14 protein-coding genes and 1 pseudogene are annotated in these 17052 nt (G+C 68.8%); 8 read left to right on the forward strand and 7 right to left on the reverse strand.

Annotation, left to right across the window (positions count from 1 at the left end; genetic code table 11):
* Nucleotides 1-94: 94 nt before the first annotated feature.
* The 6 genes from H7J06_RS20295 to H7J06_RS20320 all read left to right on the forward strand — a co-directional run bounded on the left by H7J06_RS20295 (nucleotide 95) and on the right by H7J06_RS20320 (nucleotide 6749).
* Nucleotides 95-673, forward strand: coding sequence for an HdeD family acid-resistance protein (locus H7J06_RS20295; protein ID WP_264040827.1), 579 nt, complete (start codon nucleotides 95-97; stop codon nucleotides 671-673).
* 75 nt (nucleotides 674-748) lie between these two features.
* Complete coding sequence (locus H7J06_RS20300) at nucleotides 749-2197, forward strand: cytochrome ubiquinol oxidase subunit I (RefSeq protein WP_264040828.1); 1449 nt, start codon at nucleotides 749-751, stop codon at nucleotides 2195-2197.
* 26 nt (nucleotides 2198-2223) lie between these two features.
* Entirely contained in the window at nucleotides 2224-3261 is a 1038-nt protein-coding gene (gene cydB / locus H7J06_RS20305; RefSeq protein ID WP_264040829.1) for a cytochrome d ubiquinol oxidase subunit II, read from the forward strand.
* On the forward strand, nucleotides 3261-4862 hold the full coding sequence (cydD, locus tag H7J06_RS20310) for a thiol reductant ABC exporter subunit CydD (protein WP_264040830.1): 1602 nt from the start codon (nucleotides 3261-3263) through the stop codon (nucleotides 4860-4862). Before cydB ends, cydD begins: the two co-directional genes overlap by 1 nt.
* The gene (locus H7J06_RS20315; protein ID WP_264040831.1) at nucleotides 4849-6357 is read left to right on the forward strand and encodes an ATP-binding cassette domain-containing protein; all 1509 of its coding nucleotides are present in this window, start codon (nucleotides 4849-4851) and stop codon (nucleotides 6355-6357) included. The genes cydD and H7J06_RS20315 overlap by 14 nt, the downstream gene beginning before the upstream one ends.
* Nucleotides 6354-6749, forward strand: coding sequence for a DUF4190 domain-containing protein (locus H7J06_RS20320; protein WP_264040832.1), 396 nt, complete (start codon nucleotides 6354-6356; stop codon nucleotides 6747-6749). Before H7J06_RS20315 ends, H7J06_RS20320 begins: the two co-directional genes overlap by 4 nt.
* On the opposite strand, the gene H7J06_RS20325 is transcribed toward H7J06_RS20320, so the two are convergent.
* The 6 genes from H7J06_RS20325 to H7J06_RS20350 all read right to left on the reverse strand — a co-directional run bounded on the left by H7J06_RS20325 (nucleotide 6718) and on the right by H7J06_RS20350 (nucleotide 15911).
* The gene (locus H7J06_RS20325; protein ID WP_264040833.1) at nucleotides 6718-7593 is read right to left on the reverse strand and encodes an acyl-CoA thioesterase II; all 876 of its coding nucleotides are present in this window, start codon (nucleotides 7591-7593) and stop codon (nucleotides 6718-6720) included. The two genes, H7J06_RS20320 and H7J06_RS20325, sit on opposite strands and share 32 nt — an antisense overlap.
* A gap of 6 nt (nucleotides 7594-7599) precedes the next feature.
* A complete protein-coding gene (pyk, locus tag H7J06_RS20330) occupies nucleotides 7600-9018 on the reverse strand; it encodes a pyruvate kinase (protein WP_264040835.1) in 1419 nt (472 codons plus the stop codon).
* 38 nt (nucleotides 9019-9056) lie between these two features.
* The gene (locus H7J06_RS20335) at nucleotides 9057-10559 is read right to left on the reverse strand and encodes a glutamate synthase subunit beta (protein WP_264040836.1); all 1503 of its coding nucleotides are present in this window, start codon (nucleotides 10557-10559) and stop codon (nucleotides 9057-9059) included.
* On the reverse strand, nucleotides 10552-15108 hold the full coding sequence (gltB, locus tag H7J06_RS20340) for a glutamate synthase large subunit (protein ID WP_264040837.1): 4557 nt from the start codon (nucleotides 15106-15108) through the stop codon (nucleotides 10552-10554). Before gltB ends, H7J06_RS20335 begins: the two co-directional genes overlap by 8 nt.
* An 81-nt stretch (nucleotides 15109-15189) precedes the next feature.
* Nucleotides 15190-15603, reverse strand: a complete 414-nt coding sequence (locus H7J06_RS20345; RefSeq protein ID WP_372515368.1) for a DUF2752 domain-containing protein — start codon at nucleotides 15601-15603, stop codon at nucleotides 15190-15192.
* A gap of 62 nt (nucleotides 15604-15665) precedes the next feature.
* Nucleotides 15666-15911, reverse strand: a complete 246-nt coding sequence (locus tag H7J06_RS20350; RefSeq protein WP_264040839.1) for a hypothetical protein — start codon at nucleotides 15909-15911, stop codon at nucleotides 15666-15668.
* On the opposite strand from H7J06_RS20350, the pseudogene H7J06_RS32700 reads away from it, so the two are divergent.
* A pseudogene (locus H7J06_RS32700) lies at nucleotides 15910-16086 on the forward strand (DUF222 domain-containing protein); the annotation flags it as partial. The gene H7J06_RS20350 and the pseudogene H7J06_RS32700 sit on opposite strands and share 2 nt — an antisense overlap.
* Here the strand turns inward: H7J06_RS32700 and H7J06_RS20355 are convergent.
* On the reverse strand, nucleotides 16006-16173 hold the full coding sequence (locus H7J06_RS20355) for a hypothetical protein (protein ID WP_264040840.1): 168 nt from the start codon (nucleotides 16171-16173) through the stop codon (nucleotides 16006-16008). The pseudogene H7J06_RS32700 and the gene H7J06_RS20355 overlap by 81 nt on opposite strands.
* Nucleotides 16174-16288: 115 nt before the next feature.
* Between H7J06_RS20355 and H7J06_RS20360 the strand changes: the two genes are divergently transcribed.
* Nucleotides 16289-17052: DUF222 domain-containing protein (locus tag H7J06_RS20360; RefSeq protein WP_264040841.1), on the forward strand; the 764-nt coding region annotated here is incomplete at its 3' end.

Here is a 17052-nt window from a genome sequence, read left to right on the forward strand (position 1 = left end):
TGAAACTTAACGCCGGTCGACGATCCGCGCTGTGCGAAACGGCAACGGGGTGAATTGGGCCGTCCACGTGGGCTGCCGTGCGACACTGCCCTTCGTGACCACGCCCTCCGTCCCAAGTCTGTTGCCTCATCTGTGGAAGTCGGCCGTCGTGTCCGGCCTGCTGGCCATCGCCATCGGCGTCGCCATCGTCGCGTGGCCCGGCATCTCGATCACCGTGGCCGCCATCTTCTTTGGCGCCGGTCTGCTGTTGACCGGAATTCAGCAGGTGTTCTTCGCCTTCAGCCTGCACGTGTCCGCCGGTGGACGGGTGCTGCTGTTCATCAGTGGCGCAGCGTCGCTCATCCTCGCGATCATGGCCTTCCGCCATCTCTACGACGCAGTGTTGTTGCTCGCCATCTGGATCGGGGTCGGCTTCATCTTCCGTGGCGTTGCCACGGCGGTGTCCGCGATCAGCGATCCCACCCTGCCGGGCCGCGGCTGGAACGTCTTCGTCGGCGTGATCAGCTTGGTTGCCGGCGTAGTCGTCCTCGCCTCGCCCTTCGACTCGATCGGCACGCTGGCGCTCGTGGTGGGTGTCTGGCTGATCGTCATCGGCGTCATGGAGGTCGCCGCCGCCGTCGCCATCCGCCGCGCGACGAATCAGCATTCGGGACAGGGTCAGCCAGCTCACTAAAAACGCCCTGGGCTGGGGGAAGGTTATCTACTACACTTTGTCGTAGGTACTACCGGCAGCCGGGAGATGGTGCACATGGACGCGCTCGACGTCTCACGTTGGCAGTTCGGGATCACGACGGTCTACCACTTCATCTTCGTGCCGCTGACCATCGGCCTGGCCCCTCTGATAGCCGTCATGCAGACGGTGTGGGTCGTCACCGGAAACCCCTCCTGGTACCGGCTGACCAAGTTCTTCGGCAAGTTGTTCCTGATCAACTTCGCCCTCGGCGTCGCCACCGGCATCGTGCAGGAATTCCAGTTCGGCATGAACTGGAGCGAGTACTCCCGGTTCGTCGGCGACGTGTTCGGTGCTCCCCTGGCGATGGAGGGGCTGGTCGCCTTCTTCTTCGAGTCGACCTTCATCGGGCTGTGGATCTTCGGCTGGACCCGGTTGCCGCGGCTGGTGCACCTAGCCTGCATCTGGATCGTCGCGCTGGCGGTCAACGCGTCGGCGTTCTTCATCATCGCCGCCAATTCGTGGATGCAGCACCCCGTCGGCGCGCGCTTCAACCCGGAGACCGGTCGCGCCGAACTGACGAGCATCGTCGCGTTGTTCACCAACAACACTGCCACGGCGGCCTTTTCGCACGCCGTCTTCGGCGCCTTCCTGACCGCGGGCACGTTCGTCGCGGGTGTCTGCTCGTGGTGGCTGGTGCGGGCCCGGGACACCGACGAGGCGCGCACGATGTACCGGCCCGCCACCATCCTGGGCTGCCTGGTGACCCTCGCCGCGGCAGGCGGGCTGTTCCTCACCGGCGACGCGCAGGGCAAGCTGATGTTCCAGCAGCAGCCCATGAAGATGGCCTCGGCGGAATCCTTGTGCCACACCGAGACCGACCCCGACTTCTCCATCCTGACCGTCGGCACCCACAACAACTGCGACGCCGTCGACCACGTCATCGAGGTGCCCTACGTCCTGCCCTTCCTCGCCGAAGGCCGGTTCGACGGGGTCACGTTGGAGGGCGTCAAGGATCTGCAGACGAGGTACGAGGCGACCTACGGTCCCGGTGACTACCGGCCCAACCTGTTCGTCACCTACTGGTCGTTCCGGGCGATGATCGGCTTGCTGGCCGTGCCGGTGCTCTTCGCCATGGTCGCGCTGTGGTCGACCCGGCGCGGGCGCCTCCCCCACCAGCGGTGGTTCGCCACCTTCGCGCTCCTGACGCTGCCGACACCGTTCCTGGCCAACAGCGCGGGCTGGGTCTTCACCGAAATGGGCAGGCAGCCTTGGGTGGTGGTGCCCAACCCGACCGGTGACCAGATGATTCGGCTGGTGGTCGGCGAGGGTGTCTCGAACCACTCCGCGGCCATGGTGCTGACGTCGCTGACGGTGTTCACGCTGCTCTACGCCGGGCTTGCCTGCATCTGGTTCTGGCTGATCCGACGCTACGTCGTCGAGGGCCCGCTGGAGCACGACGCCGAACCGGCGCCGCCCACGCCGCCCGGGGACGCCGACGTCGCACCGTTGTCGTTCGCGTACTGAGTCGTTCGCGTACCGAGGAGATCGACATGGGACTGCAGGACTTTTGGTTCGTGGCACTGGCGGCGCTGTTCGTCGGCTTCCTTCTGCTCGAGGGCTTCGACTTCGGCGTCGGGATGCTGATGGAGTTCTTCGCACGGAACGCGCCGGCCGGCAACGGTGAACTGCACAAGCGCACGGTGCTCAACACCATTGGACCGGTCTGGGACGGCAACGAGGTCTGGCTGATCACCGCCGGTGGCGCCATGTTCGCGGCGTTCCCGGAAATGTACGCCACCGTGTTCTCGGGCCTCTACCTGCCGTTGCTGGCCATCCTGGTGTCGATGATCGTCCGCATTTGCGCCATCGAATGGCGCGGCAAGGTCGACGATCCCAAGTGGCGCACCTGGGCCGACGTCGCGATCGCCGTCGGCTCCTGGGTGCCCGCCGTGCTGTGGGGTGTCACGTTCGCCGCGCTGGTGCACGGACTTCCGGTCAACGCAGACAAGCAAATCGAGCTCTCCATCGGAGATCTGCTCAACCCGTACGTGTTGCTTGGCGGGCTCGCCACGGCTGGGTTGTTCGCGTTTCACGGTGCCGTCTTCGTCTCGCTGAAGACGTCGGGTGCGGTCCGCGACGACGCGGTGCTGTTCGCGGCCCGGCTGGCGGTGCCCGTCACCCTCGTCGTCGGGGTGTTCGGAACGTGGACTCAGCTGGCCCACGGCAAGGACTGGACGTGGCTGGTGCTCGGTGTCGCCGTCGTCGCGCAGATCACGGCCGTCATGCTGGTGTGGAGCCGTGGCGGTGACGGCTGGGCCTTCGCCTGCACGGCAACCGTCGTCGTCGCGGTGGTCGCCTTGCTGTTCGGCTCGCTGTACCCGAACCTGGTGCCCTCGACGCTGAATCCGGCGTGGAGCCTCGACGTCCACAACGCCTCGTCCTCCCCGTACACCCTCACCGTCATGTCGTGGGCGGCCCTGATCTTCGCCCCGCTGGTGATCGGCTACCAGGCCTGGACCTACTGGGTGTTCCGCCAACGCATCTCCGCCGACCGAATTCCGGCGCCGATAGGCCTGAGCCCGAAATGATGCGTCGCCACCTCGTGGCGACGACGAGCTGCGGAGTGGTCGTCACCGGTTCGGCCATCGCCGGTGCGGTGGTCCTGGCGCACCTGCTGGCGGGTCTGATCACCGACCCGAACTCCCGCACCCCGAGCCACTGGTCGGGTCCGCTGTGGACCCTGTTGGCGCTGTGGACGATTCGGGTGCTCGCCCAGTGGGCCCTGGCTCGGGTCAGTCAGCGGGGCGCCACCGCGGCGATCGCCGACCTCAGCGGCCAACTCCTCGACGGCGTCACCGCCCTGCCGCCGCGCGACCTGGCCGCCCGGCACGACGACGCGGCGGCCCTGAGCACCCGGGGCCTGGACGCCTTGCGCCCGTACTACACCCGGTACCTGCCCGCGGTGGTGCAGGCCGCCGTCCTCACCCCCGCCGCGGTGGTCACGATGGCTTACTACGACCTGCAGGCCGCCGTCGTCGTCCTCGTCGCGCTCCCCCTGGTGCCGCTGTTCATGGTGCTCATCGGCCTCGTCACCGCCGAACGCTCCGCAGCGGCCCTGACGGCGATGACCACCCTGCAGTCCCGACTGCTGGACCTCATCACCGGCATCCCCACCCTGCGGGCGCTCGGCCGCGCCGACGGCCCGGAGCGCCGCATCGCCGAACTCGCCGAGGCGCACCGTCGTTCGACCATGGCGACGCTGCGGATCACCTTCCTGTCGTCGCTGGTGCTCGAACTGCTCGCCACCCTCGGCGTGGCGCTGGTCGCCGTCAGCGTCGGGTTGCGGCTGGTGTACGGCGAAATCGAGTTGGCCGCCGGCCTGACGGTGCTGCTGCTCGCCCCGGAGGTCTTCTGGCCGTTGCGTCGGGTCGGCGCGGAGTTCCACGCCGCACAGGACGGGCGGACGGCCAAGGAGAAGGCGGCCGCGCTGCTCGACGGCACGTCGTCGACGCACCCGCCCGGGACACTGACGCCGTCGAGCACCTCGATCAGCATTCGGGACCTGAGCGTCTCCGCCAGGAACGGTGATGCGCCGCACCGGTTGTCGGCCGACGTCGAGCCCGGCGCGGTCACGGTGCTGACCGGACCGAACGGGGCTGGCAAGTCCACCGCGCTGCACGCCGTCCTCGGCCTCGTCGCGCCGACGAGTGGTCGCGTCCTGGTCGGCGAGGACGACGTCACCGAACTCGACCCCCGGCAGTGGTGGAACCTCGTCGCCTGGCTGCCGCAACGGCCCGCGCTGATCCCCGGCACCGTCGGCGAGAACCTCGACCTCTTCGGACCCCTCGTCGACGTCGACGACGCGTGCCGCCGAGCCGGTTTCGACGAGGTCGTCGCGGCGCTGCCGCACGGCCTTGCCACCGTCATCGGTCGCGACGGCACCGGGTTGTCCCTCGGTCAACGTCAGCGGCTCGGGCTGGCCCGGGCGTTCGGCGCACGCAAGCCGATCCTGCTGCTCGACGAACCGACGGCCCATCTCGACGGTGAGCGCGAACGGTTGGTCCTCCAAGCCATCCGCGACATCGCGAGCGAGGGTGCCGCAGTGCTGGTGGTCGGCCACCGTGACGCGGTGCGCGCCATCGGAGACCGCGTCGTCACCGTGGGAGGCGAAACCCATGTCGCCGCGTGACCCGCTGCTCTCGGGTCTCGCGCTGCTGCGTCCCCGGCTCCCGCGCCTGGCGCTGGCCGTGACGTTCGGCGTGCTGGCGTTGGGCAGCGCACTGGCACTGGCGGGCGTCTCGGCCTGGCTGATCGCCAGGGCCTGGCAGATGCCGCCGATCCTGGACCTGTCCGTCGCGGTCGTCGCCGTCCGCGCCCTCGGCATCTCCCGCGGCGTGCTCGGCTACTGCGAACGACTGGCGTCGCACGACACGGCGCTGCGAGCGGCCGGCACCGCGCGCGCCGGTCTGTATCGCGCCCTGGCCCACGGGCCGGCCGAGACCGTGATGCGACTTCCCGAGGGCGACATCGCCTCCCGCGTCGGCGACTCCGTCGACGAACTGTCCGACGTCCTGGTGCGCGCCGTGCTCCCGATCGCCGTGGCCACCATCCTGTCGGCGGCCTCCGTCGTCGCCGTCGCGCTGATCTCACCCATCGTCGCCGCCGTGCTCCTGGTGTGCCTGCTGGTGGCCGGCGTCGTCGCCCCATGGCTGTCCGCTCGCGCTGCGAATGCCGCGGAAAACGTTGCCGTGCAGCATCATTCGGGACGGGACGCGGCTACGATGCTGGCTCTCCAGCACGCGCCCGAACTGCGGGTAGCCGGCCGTCTCGACGAGGTCCTCGCCGACTCCGCACGCCGACAACGGGAATGGGGAGCCGCCGCCGACCGCGCGGCGTTGCCCGCGGCGTTCGGTGCGGCCGCCCCCACCGCGGCGACAGCGGTCAGCGTGCTCGGGGCCGTCCTCGTGGCGATCACCCTCGCCTCCCAGGTGGCACCGACCACGCTGGCCATCCTCGTCCTGCTGCCGCTCTCGGCGTTCGAGGCCACCACCGCACTGCCCGGGGCCGCCATCCAGCTCACCCGAGCCCGCATCGCCGCCGCACGGCTGCTCGACCTCACCGCACCCGACCCGACGGCCCGACGCCGACCCGCCGTCCACACGCCCGACCTTCGCGCCGGCGACCGCGTCGCCGTCGTCGGTGACAGCGGCAGCGGCAAGACGACGACCCTGATGGCGATCGCCGCCGAGCACGAACACCCCCTGACGGCGGGGTTCTTTCCCGAGGACGCGCACCTGTTCGACACCACCGTGCGGGACAACCTCCTCGTCGCCCGTGGCGACGCCACCGACGACGACCTGCGCGCCGCCCTGTCTGCCGTCGGCCTCCGGGACTGGCTGGACCACCTGCCCGACGGGTTGGCCACGATCCTCACCGGGGGTGCCGCGGCGGTCTCCGCCGGGCAGCGGCGCCGACTGCTGCTCGCCCGCGCGTTGATCTGCGATCTGCCCGTCGTCCTGCTCGACGAACCGACCGAACACCTCGACGCCGCCGACGCCGACCGGCTCCTGCGCGACGTCCTGGCGCCCGACGGGCTGTTCGCCTCGACCCGCACCGTCGTCGTCGCCACGCATCACCTGCCCCACGGGGTGGCGTGCCCGGTGCTCTACCCTCGGCAGACATGACGGGCCCCAGAAACGGAACGGGCACCGCGGCGCTCGCCGTCGCGCTCGCCGGCGTCGCGCTGTGTTGGTCGGTCGTCGGCGGCCTCGCGTGCGGCGTGGTGGCGCTCGTCCTGGGCTGGGTCGGCCGGGGACGCGCCACGCGCCGTGAGGCCGACAACGGTCCCGTGGCGGTCGCCGGAATGGCGCTCGGGACGGTGGCCGTCGTCGCATCGGTCGCGTTCGCCGTCATCTGGGTGTTCGCGTGGCGCGACTCCGGCGGCGCCGACTACCTGGACTGTGCGATGAAGGCCGGCCAGGATCAGGCGGCGACGCAGGCCTGTACGGACACGTGGTTCAACGGACTTCAGGCCAAGTTCGGGATCAGTCCGCAGCCGACCCGGGGAAGTACTTGACGATCCCCTCCTGAACCACGGTGGCCAGCACGTTGCCGTCGCGGTCGAAGAAGTGGCCGTTGCCGAGCCCGCGGGACTCGGCCGCCACCGGCGACGTCGTCGAGTACAGCACCCACTCGTCGAAGCGCACGGGACGGTGAAACCACACCGAGTGGTTCATCGTGACGGCGAAGATGCGATCGAAACCCCACGACAAGCCATGGGTGGTGATGATCGAGTCCAGCACCGTGGTGTCCGACGAGTAGACCAGCGCGGCGGCGTGGATCACCGGGTCGTCGGGCATCGCGCCCTTGGCCGTCAGCCACACCCTGTTGTGCGGAAGCCGCTCCCCCTTGGTCCGCATCACCCACGCCGGATCGTTGGTGTAGCGCCATTCGATCGGCTTGAGCGCGGCCACGAAGAGCGGCACCGTCTCCTCGTAGCCGACGAGCAGGTCTTCGATGCTGGGCACCGACAGCGGGTCGGCGACCACCGGCACCTCGACGCCGTGCTCGAGACTTCCCCGGCCACCGGCCATGTGCGACACCAACGCCGACGCCAGCAGTACGTCGCCCTGCCGCACGTCGACCCGCCGGTTGGCGAAGCGACGTTCGTCGCGAAGCCGGACCACGTGAAACTCCAAGTCCCGCTCAGGATCTCCGCCGGCGATGAAGTGCACCGACAACGTGCTCGGCGGCAGCCCGGGCTTGACCGTCCGGCTGGCGGCGACGAAGGCCTGCGCCATCATTTGTCCGCCGAAGGTCCGGATCGGGTTCTTGCTCGGGTGCGAACCGGTGAACAGGTCCTCGTCCACCCGTCGAAGCTCCAGTACCGCCAGTAGCTCTTCCAGGTCGGACGTGCTCATTGCTCCCTAGTGGTCGTCCTCACCGATGCGGTGGACGTGAATCATGTTGGTCGAGCCTACTGTGCCGGGAGGAGCACCAGCCACGATGATGACGAGGTCGCCCCGCTTGTACCGGCCGAGCGTCAGCAGCGACTCGTCGACCTGGCGGATCATGCCGTCGGTGGTCTGAATGTGCGGGACGATGAACGTCTCGGTGCCCCAGGTGAGGGCCAGCTGACTGCGCACCTCGGGAAGCGGCGTGAAGGCCAGCAGCGGCAGCGGCGTGTGCAACCTGGCGAGCCGCTTGAGGGTGTCGCCGGACTGGGTGAACGCGACGAGCGCCTTCGCGTCCAGTCGCTCGCCGATGTCGCGGGCGGCATAGGAGATGACGCCGCGCTTGGTGCGTGGCACGTGGTGCAGCGGCGGCGCGGCGGTCGAGTTCTCCTCGACCGCGGTGATGATGCGCGCCATCGTCTTGACGGCCTCCAGCGGATACTTGCCCACCGACGTCTCGCCGGAGAGCATCACCGCGTCGGTACCGTCCAGCACGGCGTTCGCCACGTCGGACGCCTCGGCGCGCGTGGGCCGGGAGTTCTCGATCATCGACTCGAGCATCTGGGTGGCGACAATGACGGGCTTGGCGTTCTCCCTGGCCATCTGGATGACGCGCTTCTGCACCAGGGGCACTTCCTCCAGCGGGAGCTCGACGCCGAGGTCACCGCGGGCGACCATGATCGCGTCGAATGCCAGGACGATGGCCTCGAGGTTCTCGATCGCCTCCGGCTTCTCCAACTTGGCGATGACCGGCACGCGCCGGCCCATGTCGTCCATGATCTCGTGGACCAACTCGATGTCGGCCGGCGAGCGTACGAACGACAGCGCGACCAGGTCGACGCCCAGGGCCATGGCGAACCTGAGGTCCTCCACGTCCTTCTCCGACATCGCCGGGACCGACACGTTCATCCCGGGCAGAGACAGACCCTTGTTGTTGCTGACCTTGCCACCCTCGGTGACGATGCAGACGACGTCGTTGCCGTCGATGTGGCTGACGGTCAGGCCGATGTTGCCGTCGTCGACCAACAGCCGATCACCGGCCACCGCGTCCTTGGCCAGCTCCTTGTAGGTCGTCGACACCCGGTCGTGGGTTCCCTCGACGTCGTCGACGGTGATCCGCACCGTCTCCCCGGCCACCCAGACCGTGGGTCCGTCGGCGAACCGGCCGAGCCGTATCTTCGGTCCCTGCAGGTCGGCCATGATGCCGACCGCCCGCCCCGTCGAGTCGGAGGCCGTGCGAACCCGTTTGTAGGCGATTTCGTGGTCGGCATGGTCGCCGTGGCTGAAATTCAGCCGCGCGACGTCCATGCCCACCTCGACGAGCGCCGTGATCTGCTCTTCCGAGGAAGAGGCCGGGCCCAACGTACAGACGATCTTTCCGCGTCTAGTCACGTTGACTCAATATAGTCGTGATCGATTCAGAAGACGATTCAGACGGCGGCCAGCGGGAGCGCACCCGGCCTGACCGGGGCCGGAAGATCCGACTCGCCCATCAGAAAGGCGTCCACGGCGTGCGCCGCGCTGCGTCCCTCCGCGATCGCCCAGACAATCAGCGACGCACCGCGGTGGGCGTCGCCGCACACGAAGACCCCCGGGGCGTCGGTCTGCCAGTCCGATCCGCACGACAGCGCACCGCGGCCGTTGAGCTCGAGTTCGAGCTCGTCGAGCAGCGCCATGTGTTCCACGCCCTCGAACCCGATCGCCAGCAGGGCGAGCTCGCACGGCAGCTCGATCTCGGCGCCCACGGGGGTGATCCTTCGTCGGCCGTCCGCGTCGCGCTCGACCTTGACCTCGGCGATCACCATCGCCTTCAGCCGGCCCTCCTCGTCGCCGACGAATCGCTGGACGGCGACCTCGTAGCGGCGTGCGCCGCCCTCGGCGTGCGCGGGGGACGTCCGCAGCACCAACGGCCACGTCGGCCACGGCGAGCGCGTGTCGTCGCGTTGCCCAGGCGGCTCCGCGTTGTAGTCCAACTGGGTGACCGACGCCGCACCCTGCCGGTGGGCCGTGCCGAGGCAGTCCGCGCCCGTGTCTCCCCCGCCGATGATCACGACGTGCTTGCCGGCGGCGGTGATGGGCGACGGGCCGTCACCCTCGCATTCCCGGTTTGCCGGCACCAGGTGCTCCATGGCGAGGTGGACGCCGTCGAGCTCGCGACCCTCGACCTGGTTGTCCCGCGACCGCAGCGCGCCCACCGCCAGCACCACGGCGTCGTGTTGGCGCCGTAGGCGTTCCACCGAGAGGTCGACGCCGACCTCGCAGTCGGTGACGAACCGCGTTCCCTCGGCGCGCATTTGCGCCAATCTCTGGTCGAGCCCCGACTTCTCCAACTTGTACTCCGGGATGCCGTAGCGCAGCAGGCCTCCGATCCGGTCGTCACGTTCGTACACCGTGACGTTGTGGCCCGCACGCGTGAGTTGTTGGGCCGCAGCCAGTCCCGCCGGACCCGAGCCGACGACCGCAACACCCTTGCCCGTCGAGATGGCCGCGGGCTGCGGCTCGACGGTGCCGTCCATCCACGCCTGGTCCACGATCGACTGCTCGATGCGCTTGATCGTCACCGCGCCGCCGGTCTGGTCCTCGGCGATCGACAGCACGCACGCCGACTCGCATGGCGCCGGACACAGTCGGCCGGTGAACTCCGGGAAGTTGTTGGTCGCGTGGAGGCGGTCGCTGGCCGCGTCCCACCGTCCGCGCCGCACCAGGTCGTTCCACTCCGGAATCAGGTTGCCCAGCGGACAGCCGGCAGAGCCGGAGTGGCAGAACGGAATTCCGCAGTCCATGCAACGCCGGGCCTGCTGCGAGACCTCGCCGGCGCGCTCGTGCGGATCCTGGCGTTCGTACACCTCGTGCCAGTCCCCGATCCGCTCGTCGACCGGGCGTTTGGCCGCCTCGATCTTGGGCACCTTCAGGAACCCGGTGGGATCAGCCACGCGTTGCCTCCATGATCGCGGTGTCCACGTCCCGGCCCTCCGCCTTGGCCATTCGGGTGGCGTGCAGCACCTTCTCGTAGTCGGTGGGCATGATCTTGGTGAATTGAGCACTGCGCCTTGGCCAGTCGGACAACAGTGAACGCGCCACCGTGCTGCCGGTGAAGCCCTCGTGGCGTGCGACGACGTCGTGCAGCCAGGCCAGGTCCTCGGGCTCGAGGCGTTGCAGCACCACCATGTCCGGGTTGACCTTCGGCGGCTCCAGGCCCAGCACGTAGGCGATGCCACCCGACATGCCGGCGGCCATGTTGCGGCCCGTCGGCCCCAGCACCACGACCCGCCCTCCCGTCATGTACTCACACGCGTGGTCGCCGACGCCCTCCACCACGGCCAGCGCGCCGGAGTTCCTCGCGCAGAAGCGTTCACCGACCCGACCGCGGAGGAACACCTCACCCGAGGTGGCACCGAAGAGCAGGGTGTTGCCCGCGATCACGTTGTCCTCGGGCAGGAACAGCACGTCGTCGTCGGGTCGGACGACGACGCGGCCGCCCGAAAGTCCCTTGCCCACGTAGTCGTTGGCGTCACCAATCAAGTCCAGCGTGATCCCGGGCGGCAGGAACGCCCCGATCGACTGGCCCGCCGAGCCGGTCAGCGTGATGTGAATGGTGTCGTCGGGCAGGCCCTGCGCCCCGTAGCGGCGGGTCACCTCGGAGCCGAGCAGCGTGCCGACCGTGCGGTTGACGTTGCGCACCGGGATCTCGAGGCGCACTGGATGCGCGTCTTCGAGCGCGCCCTCGGCGAGCGCGACGAGCGTCTGGTCGAGCGCATGCTCCAGAGCGTGGTCCTGGTCGCGGAGCCTTCGCCGCTGCGTCAGCGTGGCTCCGTGCGCGTCGGTCGGCACCGCGAAGATCGGCGTCAGGTCCAAGCCCTGACTCTTCCAGTGCGCGATACCCGGTGCGGTGTCCAATGTCTCGGCCCGCCCGACGGCCTCGTCGACGCTTCGGAAGCCCAGTTCTGCGAGGTACCGGCGGATGTCCTCGGCGACGAACCTGAAGAAGTTCTCCACGAACTCGGGCTTGCCGTTGAACCGGGCCCGCAGCTCGGGGTTTTGGGTGGCCACCCCGACGGGACAGGTGTCGAGATGGCAGACGCGCATCATGATGCAGCCTGCCACCACCAGAGGTGCGGTCGCGAAGCCGTATTCCTCGGCACCGAGCAACATGGCCACCATGACGTCGCGCGCCGTGCGCATCCCACCGTCGCACTGCACCGTGATGCGATCTCTCAGCCCGTTCAGGACGAGCGTCTGCTGCGTGTCGGCAAGGCCGATCTCCCAGGGCGCACCCGCGTGCTTGAGGGACGTCAGTGGGGCGGCACCGGTGCCGCCGTCGTACCCGGAGATCAGCACGACGTCGGCGTGCGCCTTCGACACCCCCGCGGCCACGGTGCCCACGCCGACCGAGCTGACCAGCTTGACGTGAATGCGCGCTTCGGAATTCGCGTTCTTCAGGTCGTGGATGAGCTGGGCCAGGTCCTCGATCGAATAGATGTCGTGATGCGGCGGCGGCGAGATCAGCCCGACTCCGGGGGTCGAGTGCCGGGTCTTGGCGATGTTCGGATACACCTTGTAGCCCGGAAGCTGGCCGCCCTCACCGGGTTTGGCGCCCTGGGCCATCTTGATCTGGATGTCGGTGGCGTTGACCAGGTAGTCGCTCGTCACACCGAAGCGGCCGGAGGCGACCTGCTTGACCGCGCTGCGCCGACGAGGATCGTAGAGCCGGTCCTGATCCTCGCCGCCCTCGCCGCTGTTCGACCGACCGCCCAGGGCGTTCATGGCGATGGCCATCGTCTCGTGGGCCTCGGCGGAGATCGAGCCGTAACTCATCGCACCGGTGTTGAAGCGGGTGACGATCGAGTCGACCGACTCCACCTCGTCGAGCGGGACCGGCTCCCGAAGCCCGGACTTGAACTCGAACAGGCCGCGCAGCGCGCCACCCTCGCGCCCCAGCCGGTCGACGTCGTCGGAGTACTGTCGGAAGACCTCGTGCTTGCCCGTCCGCGTCGAATGCTGAAGCAGAAAGACGACTTCCGGGGTGAACAGGTGGAGTTCGCCCTCCCGCCGGAACGCGTACTCCCCGCCCACCTCGAGCCGACGATGGACGCGCTCGGTGGGGTTCTCGGGATAGGCCCTGCGGTGGCGCAGCTTCACCTCTTCGGCGAGGACGTCGAGTCCGACGCCGCCGAGCTGACTCGGGGTGCCGGTGAGGTACTCGTCGACCACGTCGCGGTTCAGCCCGATGGCCTCGAACGCCTGCGCCCCCGTGTAGGACGCGACGGTGGAGATGCCCATCTTGCTCATCACCTTCATCACGCCCTTGCCGAGCGCCTTGAGGTAGTTGCGCACCGCAGTCGTCGGTTCGACACCGGTGAGCTCGCCCTCGCGGATCAGGTCCTCGATGGATTCGAAGGCCAGGTATGGGTTCACCGCGGCGGCACCGAAGCCGATCAGCATGGCGATGTGGTGGACCTCGCGGGCGTCGCCGCTCTCGACCACGAGGGCGACGTTCGTGCGCTCCTTGGTGCGGACCAAGTGATGGTGCACCGCAGACACCGCCAGCAGCGACGGAATCGGCGCCTTGGTGTGGTCGGAGTCCCGGTCGGAGATGACCAGGGTCCGATAGCCCCGCGCGATCGCCTCGCAGGCCTTCCGGCGCAGGTCTTCGAGGGCCTCGGCCAGACCCTCACCGCCACGCTCGACGTCGTAGAGCGCGCGAAGGACCTTCGTCTTCAGTCCTGGCTGTTCCCCGTCGGCGTTGATGTGGACGATCTTGTTGAGTTCGTCGTTGTCGAGGACCGGCCACTTGAGCCCGATCTGACGACAGGACGCCGCCGTCGGCTCGAGAAGGTTGTGCTCGGGGCCCATCACCCGCGACATCGAGGTGACGATCTCCTCTCGGATGGCGTCCAGCGGCGGGTTGGTCACCTGGGCGAAGAGCTCGACGAAGTAGTCGTAGAGCAAGCGGGAGCGCTGCGACAGCACGGCTGCCGGGGTGTCGGTTCCCATGGAGCCCAACGGTTCTGCCCCCGCGGCTGCCATCGGCGCCAGCATGATCCGCAGCTCCTCCTCGGTGTAGCCGAAGGAGATCTGGCGCCGGACCACCGAATCGTGATTGGGCTGTACTCGAACCCGTTCCGGCAGCGTCGAGAGATCCAGCAGACCCGAATGCAGCCACTCGTCGTAGGGCTCTTCGGCGGACAGCCCCTGCTTGATCTCGTCGTCGGAGACGATGCGACCGGCGGCGGTGTCGATCAGGAACATCTTGCCGGGCTCCAACCGTCCCCGCGCCACGATCTGGGACGAAGGCACGTCCAGCACGCCGCTCTCGCTGGCGAGGATGATGCGGTCGTCGAGGGTGCGCCACCACCGGCCGGGGCGTAAACCGTTGCGGTCCAACACCGCACCGACGACGGTGCCGTCGGTGAAGGTCACGCAGGCCGGGCCGTCCCACGGTTCCATGAGGGAGGCGTGGAACTGCCAGAACGCCCGGCGAGCGGGGTCCATGTCGAGGTTGTTCTCCCACGCCTCGGGGATCATCATCAGGACGGCGTGCGGGAGGCTGCGGCCGCCGAGGTGCAGCAGCTCGAGGACCTGGTCGAACGACGCCGAATCGGATGCCTCGGCCGTACAGATCGGGGACAGACGGGCGAGGTCGCCGGGGATCTGGGTACTGGCCAGCATCGCCTCGCGGGCGTGCATGCGGTTGCGGTTTCCGCGGACGGTGTTGATCTCGCCGTTGTGGGCGACGAACCGGAAGGGGTGTGCGAGCGGCCACGACGGGAAGGTGTTCGTCGAGAATCGGCTGTGCACGATGGCGATGGCGCTCGTGCAGCGCTCGTCGCGCAGATCCGAAAAGAACTGCGGCAGTTGCATCGTCGTGAGCATGCCCTTGTAGGCGATGGTCCGGCTGGAGAGCGAGGCGAAGTACACCTCACCCTGTTCGGCGAGTTTGCGGACCGGATACACGCGGCGGTCGAGGTCGACTCCACCGGGCCTGCTGCCGTTGTGTTCCGGCGCGGCGAGGAACAACTGCGCCATGAACGGCATGCAACCAAGGGCCGTCACGCCGATGTCGGCGCCGTCGGGATCGACCGGAACCGTGCGCCAGCCAAGGACTTCCAGGCCCTCCTCGCCGACGATCGACTCGATGCGGAGCCGTTCGGCGTCACGGGCCACGGGATCCTGCGGAAGAAAGCAGATCCCGGTGGCAAACGTGTTGTCGCCCTGCGGCGTTGGCGCAGGAAGGTCGAAGTCGACGACGTCGGCGAAGAGCTCGAGGGGCAGTTGCAGGAGGATTCCCGCGCCGTCTCCGCTGTTCGGTTCGGCACCGGCCGCGCCGCGGTGTTCGAGATGCTCCAAGGCGGTCAATCCGTCGGCGACGATCGAGTGCGACCGCCGTCCCTTGATGTCGGTGACCATGGCTACGCCACAGGAATCCGCCTCGTTCTCTGGGTCGTACAAACCCTGGGCTCTTGGCAACGCCGAGAACAACACTCGCAGCACCTCCGCAGTCCGGAAACATGTGGCAGGGACTGCAGCGGCCCGAGCCGTGAGTGTATCAGCGGAGCTGCAAAGCTACCCGCCGATAAACGTCGGGACCAGCGGGAATCCCGGGACGTTGCGGACGATCGTCCACGTCAGGCAGGCCACGATCACCACGGCCACGGCTGGCGTGGGCATCAGTTTGCGGCCGCTGCGCCGGCGCAGAACCAGCCATAGCGCCAGCAACGGGAGCCCAACGAGCATGAAGGCGTTGTCGACGACCGCCGCGGCGAAATCGCCGTGCAGCACGTCGTGGGTCATCCGTAGCCCGCCGCAACCCGGGCAGTTCCAGCCGGTCAGCAGACGGAAGGGGCAGGCGGGAAAGCCGAAGCCGGACGCGTGTGGGTCGCGTAGGCCAATGTAGGCGAGCGCGCCGGTGAGGGCTCCCGCGGTGCCGAGGACGGCAAGGGGCGGAATTCTTCGGCTGGCGGTGGCTCGAGGGTGCATGGCCAAACCAGCATGCCTGATCGCGATGCCCGCCGTCACCCCCCGGGTGGGCCGCGTTCGGGTTAGCATGTGGCACTGACACTTTCGGTCTTGGTGCCCGGGTTGTGCACAGTGGGTGATTTATCCACAGCTTGGCGGTTTGCCGCCTGGATTTCGACGTTCTTGTCGTTTGCCGCGAGTAGCTTCGAATGTATGTTCGATTCGTTGGTGGCCACCGCGGCCGACACCTCGGGTGCCGGTGCGGTGGAGGCGTGGTCTCGGGCGGAGTCGGCGGCCTGTGCCCGCAAGGTCGCCGCGATGGCCGCCATGTTCGACGAGGCTTCCGCTGCCGAGGGGTCCGCCGAACGGGACCTGTGGTGCACCGACACCTGGGACGCCGTCGCCGCCCACATCGGGGCGGTCCTACGGATCACCCCCGGCGCCGCGTCCAACCAGCTGTTGATCGCGGTCGCCTTGCATGAACGGTTCCCTCAGGTGGCCGCGGTGTTCGCCGACGGGCTGATCACCTATCAGCTGGTGCGCACGGTGGTGCAGCGCGGCGCCCTGGTCGTCGACCCCGACGCCCTCCACGCTCTCGACGCCATGCTGGCGGCGGCGTTGAGCTCCCGGGAACCGATGTCGGTGGCGACGCTGGAGAAGACGATCGACGGGTGTCGACCCCGACGCCCTCCACGCTCTCGACGCCATGCTGGCGGCGGCGTTGAGCTCCCGGGAACCGATGTCGGTGGCGACGCTGGAGAAGACGATCGACGGGTTCGTCGCCCAGGTGGACCCGCAGGCGGTCATCCGCACCGAGACCCGAGCCCGGGGCCGCTCGGTGGAGATCGGCGACGAGGACGGCAGCGGCATGGCGACCGTCTTCGCGACCCTGTTCGCCCACGACGCCAAGGCCTTCGACACCCGCATCGGCGCGCTGGCCCGCACCGTCTGCCCAGCCGATCCCCGCACCCTCGATCAGCGCCGCTCCGATGCGATGGGTGCCATGTCCCACGGCGCGCACCGCCTGGCCTGCCTCTGCGGGTCCGAGGACTGCCCCGCCGGTGACAACCCGCCCTCGACGGGGGTGGTGGTCTACGTCATCGCCAGCCAGGAAACGCTCACCCTCGACGAGCGGCCGGCGCCAGCGCCACCGGCACCACCACTGCCGCCGTCTGCGCCCGATGTTCCAGCGCCGGACGACACCGTCGCCGACGAGGCTGTCACACAGGAGTCGGCCGACACCCCCGCCCCGGCCCCCGTCGACGAGCGCACCGCCCTCGACGGCGAACCCCCAAAACTGTTCACCACGCCGCTGCGCGAGCTGACCCTCACCGAAGCCCTCACCCCCACCCCGGGCCGGCTGGCCACCATTCGGCCGGCGGCGATGATGGGTGGGCAGTTCCTGCCCGGGGCGATCGCCTGCCGCGCCACGGTCGGGGCGACGATCACCGCGATCGTGCACCCCGGGCA

The sequence above is a fragment of the Mycolicibacterium hodleri genome, from assembly GCF_025822245.1.
Lineage (GTDB): Bacteria > Actinomycetota > Actinomycetes > Mycobacteriales > Mycobacteriaceae > Mycobacterium > Mycobacterium hodleri.